Annotated in this window: 15 protein-coding genes; 9 read left to right on the plus strand and 6 right to left on the minus strand. The window is 67.7% G+C overall.

The genetic code is table 11. The annotated features are described in order from the left end of the window. Positions 1-181: 181 nt before the first annotated feature. From ATO3_RS08610 to lexA, 7 genes are all read left to right on the plus strand, one after another. A complete protein-coding gene (locus tag ATO3_RS08610) occupies positions 182-763 on the plus strand; it encodes an anthranilate synthase component II (RefSeq protein WP_088649447.1) in 582 nt (193 codons plus the stop codon). After that, on the plus strand, positions 760-1,779 hold the full coding sequence (gene trpD, locus ATO3_RS08615) for an anthranilate phosphoribosyltransferase (protein WP_088649448.1): 1,020 nt from the start codon (positions 760-762) through the stop codon (positions 1,777-1,779). The genes ATO3_RS08610 and trpD overlap by 4 nt, the downstream gene beginning before the upstream one ends. After that, entirely contained in the window at positions 1,779-2,438 is a 660-nt protein-coding gene (locus ATO3_RS08620) for a uracil-DNA glycosylase (RefSeq protein WP_088649449.1), read from the plus strand. Before trpD ends, ATO3_RS08620 begins: the two co-directional genes overlap by 1 nt. Then, on the plus strand, positions 2,435-3,247 hold the full coding sequence (gene trpC, locus ATO3_RS08625; protein ID WP_088649450.1) for an indole-3-glycerol phosphate synthase TrpC: 813 nt from the start codon (positions 2,435-2,437) through the stop codon (positions 3,245-3,247). Before ATO3_RS08620 ends, trpC begins: the two co-directional genes overlap by 4 nt. Next, on the plus strand, positions 3,244-3,717 hold the full coding sequence (gene moaC, locus ATO3_RS08630) for a cyclic pyranopterin monophosphate synthase MoaC (protein WP_088649451.1): 474 nt from the start codon (positions 3,244-3,246) through the stop codon (positions 3,715-3,717). The genes trpC and moaC overlap by 4 nt, the downstream gene beginning before the upstream one ends. A gap of 41 nt (positions 3,718-3,758) precedes the next feature. Further along, on the plus strand, positions 3,759-4,931 hold the full coding sequence (locus tag ATO3_RS08635; protein ID WP_088649886.1) for a molybdopterin molybdotransferase MoeA: 1,173 nt from the start codon (positions 3,759-3,761) through the stop codon (positions 4,929-4,931). A 149-nt stretch (positions 4,932-5,080) separates the two neighbouring features. Beyond that, on the plus strand, positions 5,081-5,776 hold the full coding sequence (lexA, locus tag ATO3_RS08640) for a transcriptional repressor LexA (RefSeq protein WP_088649452.1): 696 nt from the start codon (positions 5,081-5,083) through the stop codon (positions 5,774-5,776). A gap of 123 nt (positions 5,777-5,899) precedes the next feature. Here lexA and ATO3_RS08645 read toward each other — a convergent pair whose 3' ends face one another. After that, positions 5,900-7,930, minus strand: coding sequence for a ComEC/Rec2 family competence protein (locus ATO3_RS08645; RefSeq protein ID WP_332888690.1), 2,031 nt, complete (start codon positions 7,928-7,930; stop codon positions 5,900-5,902). Between the two features lie 130 nt (positions 7,931-8,060). Here ATO3_RS08645 and gltX point away from each other — a divergent pair, with 130 nt between their 5' ends. Further along, positions 8,061-9,461, plus strand: coding sequence for a glutamate--tRNA ligase (gene gltX, locus ATO3_RS08650; protein ID WP_088649454.1), 1,401 nt, complete (start codon positions 8,061-8,063; stop codon positions 9,459-9,461). Between the two features lie 99 nt (positions 9,462-9,560). Beyond that, entirely contained in the window at positions 9,561-10,856 is a 1,296-nt protein-coding gene (gene gltA / locus ATO3_RS08655; RefSeq protein WP_088649455.1) for a citrate synthase, read from the plus strand. A 165-nt stretch (positions 10,857-11,021) separates the two neighbouring features. Here gltA and ATO3_RS08660 read toward each other — a convergent pair whose 3' ends face one another. The 5 genes from ATO3_RS08660 to ATO3_RS08680 form a co-directional block, all read right to left on the minus strand. Next, positions 11,022-11,801 carry an enoyl-CoA hydratase-related protein gene (locus tag ATO3_RS08660; protein WP_088649456.1) on the minus strand — a complete coding sequence of 260 codons (780 nt, stop codon included), beginning with the start codon at positions 11,799-11,801 and terminating at the stop codon, positions 11,022-11,024. A 137-nt stretch (positions 11,802-11,938) separates the two neighbouring features. Beyond that, positions 11,939-12,421 (minus strand): cytochrome c-type biogenesis protein, encoded by a 483-nt coding sequence (locus ATO3_RS08665; RefSeq protein WP_088649457.1) that lies wholly within the window; start codon positions 12,419-12,421, stop codon positions 11,939-11,941. Then, entirely contained in the window at positions 12,418-14,385 is a 1,968-nt protein-coding gene (locus tag ATO3_RS08670; RefSeq protein WP_088649458.1) for a heme lyase CcmF/NrfE family subunit, read from the minus strand. Before ATO3_RS08670 ends, ATO3_RS08665 begins: the two co-directional genes overlap by 4 nt. 115 nt (positions 14,386-14,500) lie before the next feature. Beyond that, a complete protein-coding gene (locus ATO3_RS08675; protein ID WP_088649459.1) occupies positions 14,501-15,085 on the minus strand; it encodes a holin family protein in 585 nt (194 codons plus the stop codon). Then, entirely contained in the window at positions 15,076-15,687 is a 612-nt protein-coding gene (locus tag ATO3_RS08680) for a holin-associated N-acetylmuramidase (protein WP_088649460.1), read from the minus strand. Before ATO3_RS08680 ends, ATO3_RS08675 begins: the two co-directional genes overlap by 10 nt. Between the last annotated feature and the right edge of the window lie 28 nt (positions 15,688-15,715).

Genomic DNA, 15,715 nt, shown 5'->3' on the forward strand with positions numbered 1-15,715 from the left:
CCAATGAAGCCTCTGATCCTGCCGGTGCCGTCCCTGCGGCGCTGTCCGGTCCCGGGGCCTCCGGTCCCCACGGCGTCCGGCCGCGCCCTTGACGCCGACCTTCAACCCTGACCATCTATGCCAAAACCACAATATCGCGAGCGGGGGTCCCGTCTCCAGCCCCCGCGTGAGGGATTGCGCCATGCTGCTGCTGATCGACAACTATGACAGTTTCACCTACAACCTCGTCCACTACCTGGGCGAGCTGGGCGCCGATATCGTCGTCAAGCGCAACGATGCCCTCGACGTGCAGGCCGCCATGGCGATGAACCCCGCCGGCATCCTGCTGTCGCCCGGCCCCTGCACCCCGAACGAGGCCGGCATCTGCCTGGCGCTGACCGAGGCCGCGGCCGAGACGGGCACGCCGCTGATGGGCGTCTGCCTTGGCCACCAGACCATCGGCCAGGTCTTCGGCGGCAAGGTGGTGCGCTGCCACGAGATCGTCCATGGCAAGATGGGACAGATCCGGCACGGCGGACAGGGCGTCTTTGCCGGGCTGCCTTCTCCGTTCGAGGCGACGCGCTACCATTCGCTGGTGGTCGAACGCGACAGCCTGCCCGACACGCTGGAGGTCACCGCCGAGCTTGAGGATGGAACGATCATGGGTCTGCAACACAAGAGCCTGCCGATCCACGGGGTGCAGTTCCACCCCGAAAGCATCACCTCCGAGCACGGGCACCAGCTGCTTGGCAATTTCCTGAAAGAGCTGAAGGTCCCGGCATGAGCGACGCGATGAAACCGCTGATCGGGGCCGCGGCGGACCGACCGCTGACCCGGGACGAGGCCGAAGCCGCGTTTCGCCAGCTCTTCGAGGGCGAGGCGACGCCCAGCCAGATCGGCGGGCTGCTGATGGCGCTGCGCACGCGCGGCGAGACGGTCGAGGAATATGCCGCCGCCGCCAAGGTGATGCGGTCGAAATGCAATCCCGTGAAGGCGCCCGAGGGCGCGATGGACATCGTCGGCACCGGCGGCGACGGCAAGGGCACGCTGAACATCTCGACCGCCACGGCCTTTGTCGTGGCCGGCGCGGGCGTGACCGTGGCCAAGCACGGCAACCGCAATCTAAGTTCGAAATCCGGGGCGGCCGATGCGCTGACCGAGATGGGCATCAACGTGATGGTCGGCCCGAAAGTGGTTGAAAAGGCGCTGGAAGAGGCCGGCATCGGCTTCATGATGGCGCCGCTGCATCATCCGGCCATCGCCCATGTCATGCCCACCCGGCAAGAGCTGGGCACGCGCACGATCTTCAACATCCTCGGGCCCCTGACCAACCCTGCCGGAGTCAAGCGCCAGCTCACCGGCGCCTTCTCGCGAGAGCTGATCCGCCCGATGGCCGAGACGCTGCTACAGCTGGGGTCCGAAAAGGCCTGGCTCGTGCATGGCTCGGACGGGACAGACGAGCTGACGATCACCGGCGTCTCCTGGGTCTCGGCTCTGGAGAACGGCACCGTCACCGACCGCGAGCTGCATCCCGAGGAGGCCGGCCTGCCCGTGCATCCGTTCGAGGCGATCGTCGGCGGCACCCCGGCCGAGAACGCCGCCGCGCTCAAGGCGCTGCTGGCCGGCGCGCCGTCGGCCTATCGCGACGCGGTGCTGCTGAATGCGGCCGCCGCCCTGGTGGTGGCCGATGCCGCCGCCGACCTGAAGGAAGGCGCCGCCATGGCCGCCCGCTCCATCGACAGCGGCGCTGCGCGCGGCAAGATCGCCGCCCTTGCCAGGCTCACGCAGGAGGCCGCCTGATGCTGGATGATGCCCGGCCGCAGGGCTGGGCCGACCTGCCGTTCTTCACCACCGACTGGCCCGCGATCGACGCGGCGCTGGCGCGTGAGACGCGGCAGATCCTGCCGCCGCGCAGCCAGGTCTTCGCCGCGCTCGACCTGTGTCCGCCGGACGCGGTGCAGGTGGTCATTCTGGGCCAGGATCCCTATCCGACACCGGGCCATGCCCATGGGCTGGCCTTCTCGGCCGCGCCCGATGTCCGCCCCCTGCCCCGGTCCCTGTCCAATATCTACAAGGAGATGCAGGACGACCTTGGCGCCTGTCCGCCGAATGCCGACCTGCGGTTCTGGGCGCGCCAGGGCGTGCTTTTGCTGAACACCGTCCTGACCGTGCCGGCGGGCGAGGCGCATGGCCACAAGGATCTGGGCTGGCAGCGTCTGGCAGACCAGGTTCTGGCCCGCCTTCAGGACCGGCCCCGCGCCTTCCTGCTGTGGGGCAAGCCCGCCCAGAAGATCGCGCGCACCATAGACGCCCCGCATCTGAAGATCGAAACCGCGCATCCCTCGCCGCTGTCGGCGCGCCGCGGGTTCTTTGGATCGCGCCCCTTTTCCCGCACCAACGCCTGGCTTTCCGAGCAGGGCCACACCCCCATCAACTGGACCACCCCGGAGGCCCCATGACCGAGACCATCCTGGACCGTATCAAGGCCTACAAGCTTGACGAGATCGCCGCCGACAAGGCGGCCAAGCCGATTGACGCCCTGGAGGCCGAGGCGCGCAACACGCCGCACCCGCGCCCCTTCGGCGACGCGCTGATCCGCGCCAGCCGCGACGGCTATGGGCTGATCGCCGAGATCAAGAAGGCCAGCCCTTCCAAGGGTCTGATCCGCGAGGATTTCGATCCGGCCGCGCTGGCGAAGGCCTATGACCTGGGCGGCGCCACCTGTCTGTCGGTTCTGACCGACACGCCCAGCTTTCAGGGCGCCAAGGAATACATCTCGCAGGCGCGCGCGGCGGTCGATCTGCCGATCCTGCGCAAGGATTTCATGTACGATCCCTACCAGGTTGTCGAAGCCCGCGCGCTTGGCGCCGATTGCATCCTAATCATCATGGCCAGCGTCTCGGACGCGCAGGCCGCCGAGCTGGCCGAAACCGCGAAGGCCTGGGAGCTCGACGTGCTGGTCGAGGTGCACAACCGCGAGGAAATGGAACGCTGCCTGCCGCTGGAGCCCAAGATGGTCGGCATCAACAACCGCGATCTCAACACCTTCGAGACGACGCTCGACACCACGCGGAAATTGTCGAAATTCGCGCCGACCGAAAGCCTTCTGGTGTCGGAAAGCGGCCTGACGACCCCCGACGACCTGGCCGAGCTGGCGCGCTACGGGGCGCGCTGCTTCCTGATCGGCGAAGCGCTGATGCGCCAGGACGACGTGACCGAGGCGACCCGCAAGCTGCTGGCCGATCCGCTTCTGGCCGGGGGCCGGTGATGCTGACGCATTTCGACACGAAGGGAGACGCCCACATGGTGGATGTCTCCGACAAGGAGGTCACCGCGCGCATCGCCGTGGCCGCCGGCTGGATCAGGATGAAGCCCGAGACGCTGGCGCTGATCTCGGACGGGACGGCCAAGAAGGGCGACGTGCTGGGCGTGGCGCGGCTGGCCGGGATCATGGGGTCGAAGAAGACGGCCGAGCTGATCCCGCTATGCCATCCGCTGCCGGTGACCAAGGTGAGCCTGGATCTGACGACCGACCCGGACCTGCCCGGCGTGCGGATCGAGGCGACGGTCAAGACCACCGGCCAGACCGGCGTCGAGATGGAGGCGCTGACCGCCGTGTCGACGGCGGCACTGACGGTCTATGACATGGTCAAGGCGGCCGACAAGGGCATGGAGATCGGCGGCATCCACGTGCGGCTCAAGGACGGCGGCAAATCCGGCCGCTACGAGGCGCCATGAGCATGGCCAAAGCCCCCACGCGGTCCGGCCCCGCCAGCGGCCTGATCCCGGTCGGCGAGGCGATGGAAAAGCTATTCTCCCTGGTCGAGCCGGTGGAGATCGAGCAGATCGACCTGGCCGACGCCTGTGGACGCGTGCTGGCCGAGCCGGTCGCCGCGCGGCGCGATCAGCCGCCCTTTCCGGCCTCGTCCATGGACGGCTATGCGATCAAGGCGGTCGAGGCGATGCGCGACGCGCAGTTCCGCGTCGTCGGCGAAAGCGCGGCCGGCCGCCGGTTCGAGGGCCGCGTGGGCCCAGGCCAGGCGGTTCGGATCTTCACCGGCGCCCCGGTGCCCGAGGGCGCCGATCACGTGGTCATCCAGGAGGACGTGCGCCGCGACGGCGCGCTGATCTCGCTGCTGGACGAGCCCGGCGACAAGGACAACATCCGCCCCGCCGGCACCGATTTCCGCGTCGGCGCGACATTGGAAGCGCCCCGGCGCCTCGGCCCCTCGGACATCGCCCTGCTGGCGGCGATGAACATCCCGTTGGTCCCGGTGCGGCGCCAGCCCGAGATCGCGCTGATCTCCACCGGGGATGAGCTGGTCCAGCCCGGCGAGGACCCCGGCCCCGACCAGATCATGGTGTCGAACACCTACGGGCTGAAGGCCATGCTGGACCTTGCCGGCGCCTCGGTCCGGATGCTGCCGATCGCCCGGGACACCGCGGCCTCGCTGCGCACGGCGTTCGAGCTGGCCAGGGGCGCGGACCTGGTGGTGACGATCGGCGGCGCTTCGGTCGGGGATTACGATCTGGTGGGCGATGTCGCCGCCGAGCTGGGCATGGAACAAAGCTTCTACAAGGTTGCGATGCGCCCGGGCAAACCCCTGATGGCCGGGCATATCTCCGGCTCCGCCATGGTCGGTCTGCCAGGCAACCCGGTCTCGGCCCTGGTCTGCGGAGAGGTCTTCCTGCGGCCCATGCTGAACAAGATGCTGGGCCTCGGCGCCTCGGCCCCCGCGCGGCTGCAGGCACCGCTGAGCCAACCGCTTCTGGCCAATGGACCGCGCGAACATTACATGCGCGCCACGCTGGATGCCGCCGGAATCCACGCCTTCGACCGGCAGGACAGTTCGCTTCTCAGCGTGCTGACCAAGGCCAACGCGCTACTGGTGCGTCCGCCTCATGACAGCGCGCGCGAGGTCGGAGAGATGGTGGACTACATCCCGCTCTGAGCCCGGTATGGGATCGCAGGGGGCGATGGTTCGGCCGATCCGCGATCCCCTCGGCCTGAGCACAATTGTCACGCGCCTGACACGAGTGTTGACACAAAACGGGAACATGCGTAGAACATCCCCAACCGAACATCCAGGAGGAGCGGCGGATGCTCACACGGAAGCAGTTGGATTTGCTGGATTTCATCAACAAGCGTGTTCAACGCGACGGTGTTCCGCCAAGTTTCGATGAAATGAAGGAAGCGCTGGACCTGCGATCCAAGTCCGGCATCCACAGGTTGATCACGGCGCTGGAAGAACGCGGTTTCATCCGCCGACTGCCGCACCGGGCCCGCGCGCTGGAAATCCTGAAGCTTCCCGAGAGCCTGGGCGGCGCGCCGTCGGCGGGCTTTCATCCCCGGGTGATCGACGGCGACCATGGCGAAAGCCACGTGGCCGCCAATATCGAACCTACCGCCTATGCGGCGGTGGAGCTTCCGGTGATGGGGCGCATCGCCGCCGGCGTCCCGATCGAGGCGATCAGCCAGGTGCATCACAACGTGGCGGTGCCCAGTTCGATGCTCTCGCAGGGCGAGCATTACGCGCTTGAGGTCAAAGGCGATTCGATGATCGGCGTCGGGATCAACGACGGCGATATCGTGGTGATCCGCGAAACCTCCGCCGCCGATAACGGCGACATCGTCGTGGCCCTGGTCGAGGATCACGAAGCCACGCTGAAACGCTATGTCCGCAAGGGAAATGCCATCGCGCTTGAGGCCGCCAACCCAGCCTATGAAACCCGCGTCTTCCCGGAAGACCAGGTGAAGGTGCAGGGCCGGCTCGTGGGGCTGATCCGCTCATACTAAGCTGCAGGCGTGGGGCGATGAGGCCGGCCCTGAAATGTCCGGCAGCCCCCGCCAGTTGGCCGAACCCGGCGGGTGTATGGCCTCAGAAACGCCTTTTTCGGTCCCTGTCCGACGGCACACGGATCACTCCGGCGTGGGGACCTTTGGATCCAGCCTCGCATATTGCCGCCGTTTCACTGTCGCGCCGTTCCACAGCCGTTGACCCGAAACCTCATGCGCCGTGACCACGCGCAGGCCCCCGGGCCCGGGCAGGACGGACAGGCTACCGGTGTCCAGCAGCCGGCGCATGTCGAAGATGTCGCATGTCCCGTCCAGCCGCTCGGTCGAGATCACGATATCGACCGGCGCACATCCCTCGAACGCCCGCGCCGCGCGTTTGCCGGGCACATGGATCAGCGTCCCGCCCTCCAGCGCGAAGCGGCGGATCAATCCCTCTCCGGGGTCCGGCCAGCGCGCCGCGGCAGTGGCCTGATCGACAAGATCCCCGTCGTTTTCCAGCCAGATACCGGCCACGAAACCCGCGCCGCGCGGCTTGCTCAAGGCGCGGCCCGCTTCGGTCATCACGCCCACCAGCCCGCCAGTATCCGCGACCAGCGCCACCGGCCGTTCCGCCCCGGACCAGAGCCCGAGCGCCAGAACCATCGGAAGCGCGCCGGCCCATCGCAGCCGCCCCTGCCAGAGCATGATCCAGAGCGCCCCAAGCGAGAGGACCGGCAAAACCGCGGGCCCCGGCGCGATCACCGGCCGACGCGCCCCCTCCCAGCTGGCAACCTCGGTCGCGACCGCCAGGATCCAGTCCAGGCCCAGGCCCATGACATGCAGCGCGATCCCCTCCAGCCCGAAGGGCGCGAGGCAGGCCGCCGCCACCGCCGCCGGGATCACCACCGAGCCCATCACCGGAACCGACACCAGGTTGGCCAGCAGCCCATAGGGCGCCATGGCGTTGAAATGGGCGGCCGAGACCGGCGCCGTGGCCAACCCGGCAATCGCCGAGGACAGGAAGACGCCCATCGCGGGCTTCGCCCAGACCGGCAGCCGCGCCGTGTCGCGCCCGCGCAGGGCGGTGAAGACCGAGACCAGAGCCGTCGTCGCCGCAAAGGACATCTGGAACCCCGGCGACATCAGCGCCTCGGGCCGCAGGGTCAGCACGATCAGCGCGGCCATGGCCACCGCCCGGAGGCTCAGTGCCCGCCTTTCGAACAGAACGGCCACCAGCGCCGTGGCCACCATGATGAAGGCGCGCTCGGTCGCCACGTTGCCGCCCGAGAGCGCAAGATAGACGGCCGCCGCCGCCAGCGCCCCGATCGCCGCGATCTTGCGGATCGGCCAGCGCAGGGCGATCGGCGGGATCAGCGCAAGCGCGAACCTCAGCCCGCCATACACCACGCCGGCCAGCAACCCCATGTGCAGCCCCGAAATCGCCAGAAGATGCGCAAGGTTCGAGGCCCGCAAAGCCTCCAGCGCGGCCTGGCCCATGCCCGACCGGTCGCCCGTCGTCACCGCCGCCGCGAAGCCGCCGGTATCGCCCGGAAGCCGCGCCCGGATCGCGTCCGAGATCGCCATGCGCAGGCCGAAGATCTGCATCGACAGCTCCCCCCGGTCGGGCGGCGCCGCCGTCACGACCGGCGCCCGCGTGTAGCCCACGGCGCCCAGCCCCAGGAACCAGGCGTGGCGGCGGAAATCGAAGCCGCCGGGCTCTGCCGGCCCCGAGGGCGGCGACAGGTGGCCCGTGGTCATCACCCGCTGCCCCGGCACCAGATCGGCCTCCGGCCCGTGCACCGACAGCCGCACCCGTCCCGGCAGACGCGCGGGATCGGTATCGCGCAGCACCACCCGGTCCAGCGTCATGCGCACCGCGTCCGAGGCCGAGCGATCCAGCGCCACGATCCGCCCTTCCACCGGGCCGTAATATCGGAAATCAAGCTTCGGCGCCTCGACCCGGTGGGCCCGGGCGCCGGCCAGGCAAACCCCGAGCGCCACCAGCACCAGGCCGGTCAGCAATGGCGTGAACGCCCCCGGCCAGCGCCAGGACACAAAGCCCCCGCAAAGGACGAACCCGGCCAGAACCGCATAGACGGTCAGGCCGGGCTCGATCCGCAGCCCGAAATAGAGCCCTATTCCGGCCGCGACGCAAACCGGTGACCAGGGAAACAAATGACCCCGCTGTCCCCAAAGGGCTGTTTCAACCCAGGCCAGTTCGCGCATCTTGCCCCTTCATTCCGGGGTCGCTAGACAGTCCCGAACCCTACCATCGGCTTGGTTAGCAAAAGGTAAACAGCTCCCCGTGACCTCTCCCGTCATCACCCGCTTCGCGCCCTCGCCCACCGGCTTCCTGCATATCGGCGGCGCCCGCACCGCGCTGTTCAATTGGCTCTACGCCCGTGGGCGCGGCGGCAAGTTCCTGCTGCGAATCGAGGATACCGACCGCGAACGCTCCACCCCGGAGGCCACGGCCGCGATCCTTCAGGGCCTCGACTGGCTCGGGCTCGACCATGATGGCGAGGTGATCAGCCAGTTCGAGGGCGCCCCGCGTCATGCCGAGGTCGCGCTGCAGCTGCTGTCCGAGGGCAAGGCCTACAAGTGTTTCTCCACCCAGGAGGAGATCGCCGCCTTCCGCGAGGCCGCCCGGGCCGAGGGCAAGTCCACCCTGTTCCATTCGCCCTGGCGCGATGCCGATCCCGCGACCCATCCCGACGCGCCCTATGTCGTCCGCATCAAGGCCCCGCAGACCGGCGAGACGGTGATCCGCGACCAGGTCCAGGGCGACGTGACGATCCGCAACGATCAGCTCGACGACATGGTGCTTCTGCGCGCCGATGGCTCTCCGGTCTACATGCTGGCGGTGGTGGTGGACGACCACGACATGGGCGTGACCCACGTGATCCGCGGCGACGATCACCTCAACAACGCCGCGCGGCAGATGATGATCTACGACGCCATGGGCTGGGATGTCCCGGTCTGGGCGCATATCCCGCTGATCCACGGGCCCGACGGCAAGAAACTGTCGAAACGTCACGGCGCGCTCGGGGCGCAGGAATACCAGGCCATGGGCTACCCGGCCGCCGGAATGCGCAACTACCTCGCCCGCCTCGGCTGGAGCCACGGGGACGACGAATTCTTCACCGACGCGCAGGCGAAAGAGTGGTTCGACCTCGACGGAATCGGCAAGAGCCCGGCCCGTTTCGACACCAAGAAACTTGAGAACCTCTGCGGCCAGCATATCGCCATCAGCGAGGATGCCGCGCTGCGGCGCGAAATCGAGGCCTATCTGCAGGCCGCGGGCCAGCCTGCACTGCCTGCCGCCAAGGCAGATGCCCTGCAAGCCGCGATGTTCTGTCTGAAGGACCGCGCGAAGACTTTCCCTGATCTTCTTGAAAAGGCACACTTCGCGTTAACCGATCGCCCGATAGAAGCCGATGAGAAGGCCGCCAAGGCGCTGGATTCTGTATCCCGTGGTATGCTGAGCGATTTGACGCCGCATCTGCAAAATGCTAGCTGGTCGCGTGATACGTTGGAGGCCGAGTTGAACGCCTTCGCCGACGCTCAGGGCGTGAAGTTCGGCAAACTGGCCGCCCCCCTTCGGGCGGCGCTCGCGGGCCGGGCTGCAACGCCCTCCGTATTCGACATGATGGTGCTTCTGGGCCGTGAGGAAACGATTGCCCGTCTCACCGATGCGGCGGCCTGAACCGGGCCGCCCCGCACCAATCGGGCCTGCGCCTTGTCGTGCAGGCTTTATCCAGCGCGGGACCATTCCGGGCCCCGCCCCTGAAAGAAGGGAGTCCCCATGACCGATACCAACAAGACCGCAGCTCTGACGCTTGATGGCGCCGACCACGAGCTGCCGGTGCTTTCGCCGTCGGCCGGGCCCGATGTGGTCGATATCCGCAAGCTCTACGGCGGCGCCGGCGTCTTCACCTACGATCCGGGCTTCACGTCCACCGCGGCGTGCAAGAGCACGATTACCTTCATCGACGGCGACAAGGGCGAGCTTCTGCATCGCGGCTACCCGATCGACCAGCTCGCGTCCAAATCGCATTACCTCGAGGTCTGCTACCTGCTGCTTTACGGTGATCTGCCGACGGCCAAGCAGCTGGAAGATTTCGAAAGCCGCGTGACGAACCACACGATGCTGCACGAACAGATGCAGTATTTCTTCCGCGGGTTCCGCCGCGACGCGCATCCGATGGCCATCATGGTCGGCGTGGTCGGCGCAATGTCGGCCTTCTACCACGATTCCACCGACATCACCGATCCCTGGCAGCGCGAGGTCGCCTCGATCCGCCTGATCGCCAAGATGCCGACGATCGCGGCCTGGGCCTACAAGTATCACGTGGGCCAGCCCTTCGTGTACCCGCGCAACGATCTCGACTATGCGTCGAACTTCCTGCGCATGTGCTTTGCCGTCCCGGCCGAGGAATATGTCGTCGACCCGATCCTGAGCCGTGCAATGGACCGGATCTTCACGCTGCACGCGGATCACGAACAGAACGCCTCGACCTCGACGGTGCGCCTGGCCTCCTCCTCGGGCGCCAACCCCTTCGCCTGCATCGCGGCTGGCATCGCCTGCCTATGGGGCCCCGCCCACGGCGGCGCCAACCAGGCCTGCCTGGAGATGCTCAAGGAAATCGGCACCGTCGACAAGATCCCGGAATTCATCGCGCGCGCGAAGGACAAGAACGATCCCTTCCGCCTGATGGGCTTCGGCCACCGCGTCTACAAGAACTTCGATCCCCGCGCGACGGTGATGAAGCAATCCGCGGACGAGGTGCTGGATCTCATGGGGATCGAGGACAACCCGGTCCTGCAGGTCGCCAAGGAACTGGAAAAGCAGGCTCTGGAAGACCCCTATTTCCACGACAAGAAGCTGTTCCCCAACGTCGATTTCTACTCGGGCATCATCCTCGAGGCGATGGGCTTCCCGACCTCGATGTTCACCCCGATCTTCGCGCTGTCGCGGACCGTGGGCTGGATCTCGCAGTGGAAGGAACAGCTGTCCGATCCCGAGATGAAGATCGGCCGCCCGCGCCAGCTTTATGTCGGCGAGACGCTGCGCGACTACGTGGACATCGAAAACCGCTGATCGGCCGCCAGGCACAAAAGAAAAGGCGCCCCACCCGGGCGCCTTTTTCATGTCATCTGATACCGGTCCTCTGAAACCGCCCACGACGCCCCGGTCTTCTTCTTGGCCCAAATACCTCCGGGGTGAATGCGCCGCAGGCGCAGAGGGGCAGAGCCCCTGCCCCGGTTACCGCCCTTCGAACGTCGCCGGCCGCTTTTCCAGGAACGCCAGCACGCCTTCCTGGAAGTCCCGGGTCTTGCCACAGCCCCCCTGCAGTCGCGCCTCCACCGAAAGCTGCGTCTCCAGATCGTTCTCGAAGCTCTGCCGGATCGCGGCCTTGACCGCCTTGTAGGCCTCTGTCGGTCCCTGGGCGAGCTGCGCGGCGCGGGACTTCCAGTGACTGTCGAAGGCGTCATCCTCCACCGCTTCCCAGATCATCCCCCAGGCCTCGGCCTGGCGCGCCGGGATCTTCTCTGCAAACAGCGAGGCCCCCATGGCCCGCGCGAACCCGGCCTGGCGCGGCAGGACCCAGGTCCCGCCGGCGTCGGGAATCAGGCCGATGCGGGTGAAGGCCTGAAGGAAATAGGCGCTCTCGGCCGCGATCACCACGTCGGCGGCCAGGGCAAGGTTCGCCCCCGCGCCGGCGGCCGGGCCATTCACCGCGGCGATCACGGGCAAAGGGCAGTCAGTGATGGCCAGGATCAGCGGGGCATATTCCTCGCGCAGGGTGCGTTCAAGATCGGGGTTGGCCGCGTTGGCGCGGTCGCCAAGGTCCTGGCCCGAGCAGAAGGCCTTGCCCGCGCCGGTCATCACCAGCACGCGCGCGCCCTCCTGCGGGGCATGGCGCACGGCGTGGGTCAGCTCGGCGCGCATCTGGCCAGTCAGCGCATTGTACTTGTCCGGCCGGTTCAGCGTGATCACGGCGATGGCGTCGCGGATCTGAAGCGTGATGGTGGTATAGTCCATGGAAGGTCTCCGTCCCTGTCGCGGCGCATCGTGATCGGTGGGGGCAGGCATTGCCAGCGGAACGCGGCGTCAGGATCGCGCGCCCGTCATCGGACCCTTGCGGGCCCGCCTCCGGACCTCAGGTCCCGTCGCAGGGCTCAGCGGCCGGCGCGGCCGTCCTCGTCCAGGATCGCCTGCAGCCGCGCTTCTTCGGCCGCGTTCAGCCCGGCCTCTTGCGGAGCCGCCGCCCGCGCCCGGCCACGCAGGAACACAAGACCGGTCGCGAGCGCCAGCAGGAACATGATGGGCCCCGCCGCCCAAAGCAGCCAGTTCGACCCGGTCGTCAGCGGCTTCAGCAGGACATATTCACCATAGCGGTCGGTGACGAAGGCCACGACCTCGTCATCGCTATCCCCCTCGACCAGACGTTCGCGAACCAGCAGGCGCAGGTCGCGTGCCAGGTCGGCATTGGATTCGTCAATATTCTCGTTCCGGCACACCAGGCACCGCAGACCCTTGGAAATCTCGCGTGCGCGCTCTTCCAGAACCGGATCGTCCAGCACCTCGTCGGGTTGCACCGCCGCCGCCGGCAGCGCCGTCAGCAGCGCCAGCGCGATACAGATCCAGCGCAGTGCCCTCATTCCGCCGGCACCCCGGCCGCCGGCGCCTTCCGTGCGCCCGCCGCCACCCGGAACCGCCGGTCCGTCAGGCTCAGCAACCCGCCGAGCGCCATGATGATGCAGCCGCCCCAGATCCAGTTGGCGAAGGGCTTGATATAGGTCCGCACGGTCCAACCGCCGCCGGCCTGCGCGTCGCCGATCACCACGTAGAGATCGCGCAGGAAGCGGTAGTCGATCGCCGCCTCCGTCGTGGGCATGCGCGCCACCGGATAGTTGCGCTTCTCCGGGAACAGCCGCGTGATCTCCTCCCCGTTGCGGAAGACATGAATCTCGCCCACCGTGGACAGGTAGTTCGGGCCTCGCGCCGATGTCACGTCATGCAGGATCAGGTCGTACCGCCCAACGGTAAAGGGCTCGCCCGGCTGCGCCACGCGGATGTCTTCCTGTTGCCAGGCGACCAGCGCGCAGATGGCGAAGATCGTGATGCCGAGCCCGGCGTGCGCCACTGCCTTGCCCCAATCCGCCCCCGGCAACCGCCGCAGACGACGCAGCCGCCCCGTGCCGCGCCCTGTGCGCCGCCAAAGGTCCACCAGCGCCCCGCCGAAGACCCAGACGCCCAGCAGGACACCCAGCGGGCCGACGGCGCTTTCACCCGTGGTCATCGCATAGGCCAGCCCGGCCAGAGCCACCGACAGGCCCAGCACCGGCCAGAGCGGCAGCATGGTCTTCGCCAGGGACCCCCGCTTCCACGGCAGCATCGAGCCCACCGGCAGGATCACCGCCAGCGCGATGACGAACGGCGTGAAGGCCATGTCGAAGAACGGCGGCCCGACCGACAGTTTCCGGTCGAAGGCCAGCTCGGCCACCACGGGCCAGACGGTGCCGACGAAGATCACCATCGAACTGACCGCCAGAAAGATGTTGTTCATCACCAGCGCGCTTTCGCGGCTGATCATGCCAAAGACGCCCTTGGCCTCCATCGCCTGGGCGCGCGCGGCAAAAAGCGTCAGCGCGCCCCCGGTGAACGCCGCCAGGATCGCCAGGATGAACACCCCGCGCTCGGGGTCATTGGCGAAGGCATGGACCGAGGTGATGATGCCCGACCGCACGATGAAAGTGCCGATCAGCGAGAAACCGAAGGCCAGGATCGCCAGCAACACCGTCCAGCTCTTCAGCGCCTCGCGCTTTTCCACCACGATGGCGGAATGCAGCAGCGCCGCGGCAAAGAGCCAGGGCATGAAGGACGCGTTTTCGACCGGGTCCCAGAACCAGAAGCCGCCCCAGCCCAGCTCGTAATAGGCCCACCAGGAGCCGAGCGCGATGCCGATGGTCAGGAAGATCCAGGCCGCCAGCGTCCATGGCCGGACCCAGCGTGCCCAGGCCGCATCGACGCGACCCTCGATCAGGGCGGCGACGGCAAAGCTGAAGGACATCGAAAGCCCGACATAGCCGAGGTAAAGGAACGGCGGATGAAAGGCGAGGCCCGGGTCCTGCAGCAGCGGGTTCAGATCCTGCCCGTCGAAGGGCGGCACCGCCATGCGCAGGAACGGGTTCGACGTGAAAAGGATGAAAGCGAAGAAGGCCACAGCGATCGACGATTGCACCGCCAGGACCCGCGCGCGCAGCGTCGGCGGCAGGTTCGATCCGAACCAAGCGGCCATGGCGCCGAAAAATGTCAGGATCAGGACCCAGAGCAGCATAGACCCCTCGTGATTCCCCCAGGTGCCGCTGATCTTGTAGATGAGCGGCTTGGCCGAATGCGAGTTCAGCACCACCAGCCGCAGCGAGAAATCGGAGGTCACGAAGGCCCAGGTCAGCGCCAGGAAGCTGAACGCGGTCAGCAGGAACTGCGTGGTCGCCGCCGGTTCCGCCACGGCCATCCAGCCGGGCCAGCGCTTTGCGGCGCCGATCAGGGGAACAACGGCCTGGACGATGGCGACCAGGAAGGCGAGGACGAGGGCAAAGTGACCGAGTTCAGTGATCATGCCCACTGGTATAAGTCGACGCCCCGGCGCCGCCAACGGAATTCCGCCGGACGGCCCCGGGGCGCATGGTCACGCCTGCGTCATGTCAGGGTCGGGTCAGGGTCAGGTCGGGGGATCAGGCCGCCCGGGCGCGACCGGCTTTCCACGCCTCCAGCGCGGGGTTCTCGGCCGGTGCCACCGCGGCCAGCGCCAGCCCGGCATCCGGGCCGGTATCGGCCACGCCGGGGCTGCCGGCCCGCATCTGGCGCAGCGCGGCCACGTTGCCGACCACCTCCGGCACGCGGGTCATCGTCTCGGCGATCTCGCGCTGAAAGTTCTGCGCCTTCACCTGGTGCCGCGCGCCGAAATAGAAGGACACGATGACCCCCAGCAGCCACCACAGCGGCTCGGGCACCAGCGCGATGCCCTGCATCCGCTCGGCAAACCACAGCGGATCGACCATGGCCGCCACGAAGAGCCCAAGCGTCCCCAGCGCCATCGCCGGGCGCGGCAGCCGGTTCACCCCGTCCATCACCGCGTCGAAGACACCGCGCCGTCCCGGCCGGAACTCTGCCGCCATCTGGGTCATGGCCTGCCCCTGCACCGTTGCGGCCCGCCCTGCGCCGCGGTCGGTATTCTCGCGGAACAGCTCCACCGTCTCGGTCACGGCATTGCGGCCGCCGCCAAAAATCAGCCTCATCGCGCTCTCGATCAGCCCCATGCCGCGACCCTCCGATTGAAATCCGCGCTGCTCAGGTGGAACCGGGGCGACAGGAATTCTTCGGCCCGCTTGATCCAGCCGCCCTTGCCGCCGGCGCGGGTGCGCGCGTATTTACGGCTCGCCGGGCGCTGATCGGCGAGGCGGAAGTAATAGTTCCGCCGCGCCACGCCATAGGCGTCACGCAGGGCCAGGGGATCGGGATGCGCGGCATCCACGGCCGCGCCGATGGTCTGGGGTCCGATCGCGCCGTCGACGGTGATCGCATAGCCCATCTCGCGCAGCATCCGCTGCAGGATCTTCACCGCGTTGGCGCCCGCGTTGACATACATGTCGAAGACGCTGGCTTGGATCTCTCGGGGCAGTTCGGCGATCCGGGGGCGCTGAAAGTAATGGCGGATGAAGATGTCCACCGCCTGCGCCCGGCTCAGCGCCTTCACATCCGCCACGTCCACCGCGCCGTCGCCGGTCAGGTCCAGCCCCAGCCGCCGCATGGTATGGATGGTCACCCCGTAGTTCGTTGCCCCGCCGGGATCGTCGGGGTCGTTCACATAGCCGCCCTCGCGGGCGACGATCTCTTCGGCAATCTCTCGCACTGTCTGCATGGCCGCCTCTCGCGTTTGAAACCGCGAG

This window comes from Marinibacterium profundimaris (assembly GCF_002210095.1).
In the GTDB taxonomy this organism is placed as follows: Bacteria; Pseudomonadota; Alphaproteobacteria; order Rhodobacterales; family Rhodobacteraceae; genus Marinibacterium; species Marinibacterium profundimaris.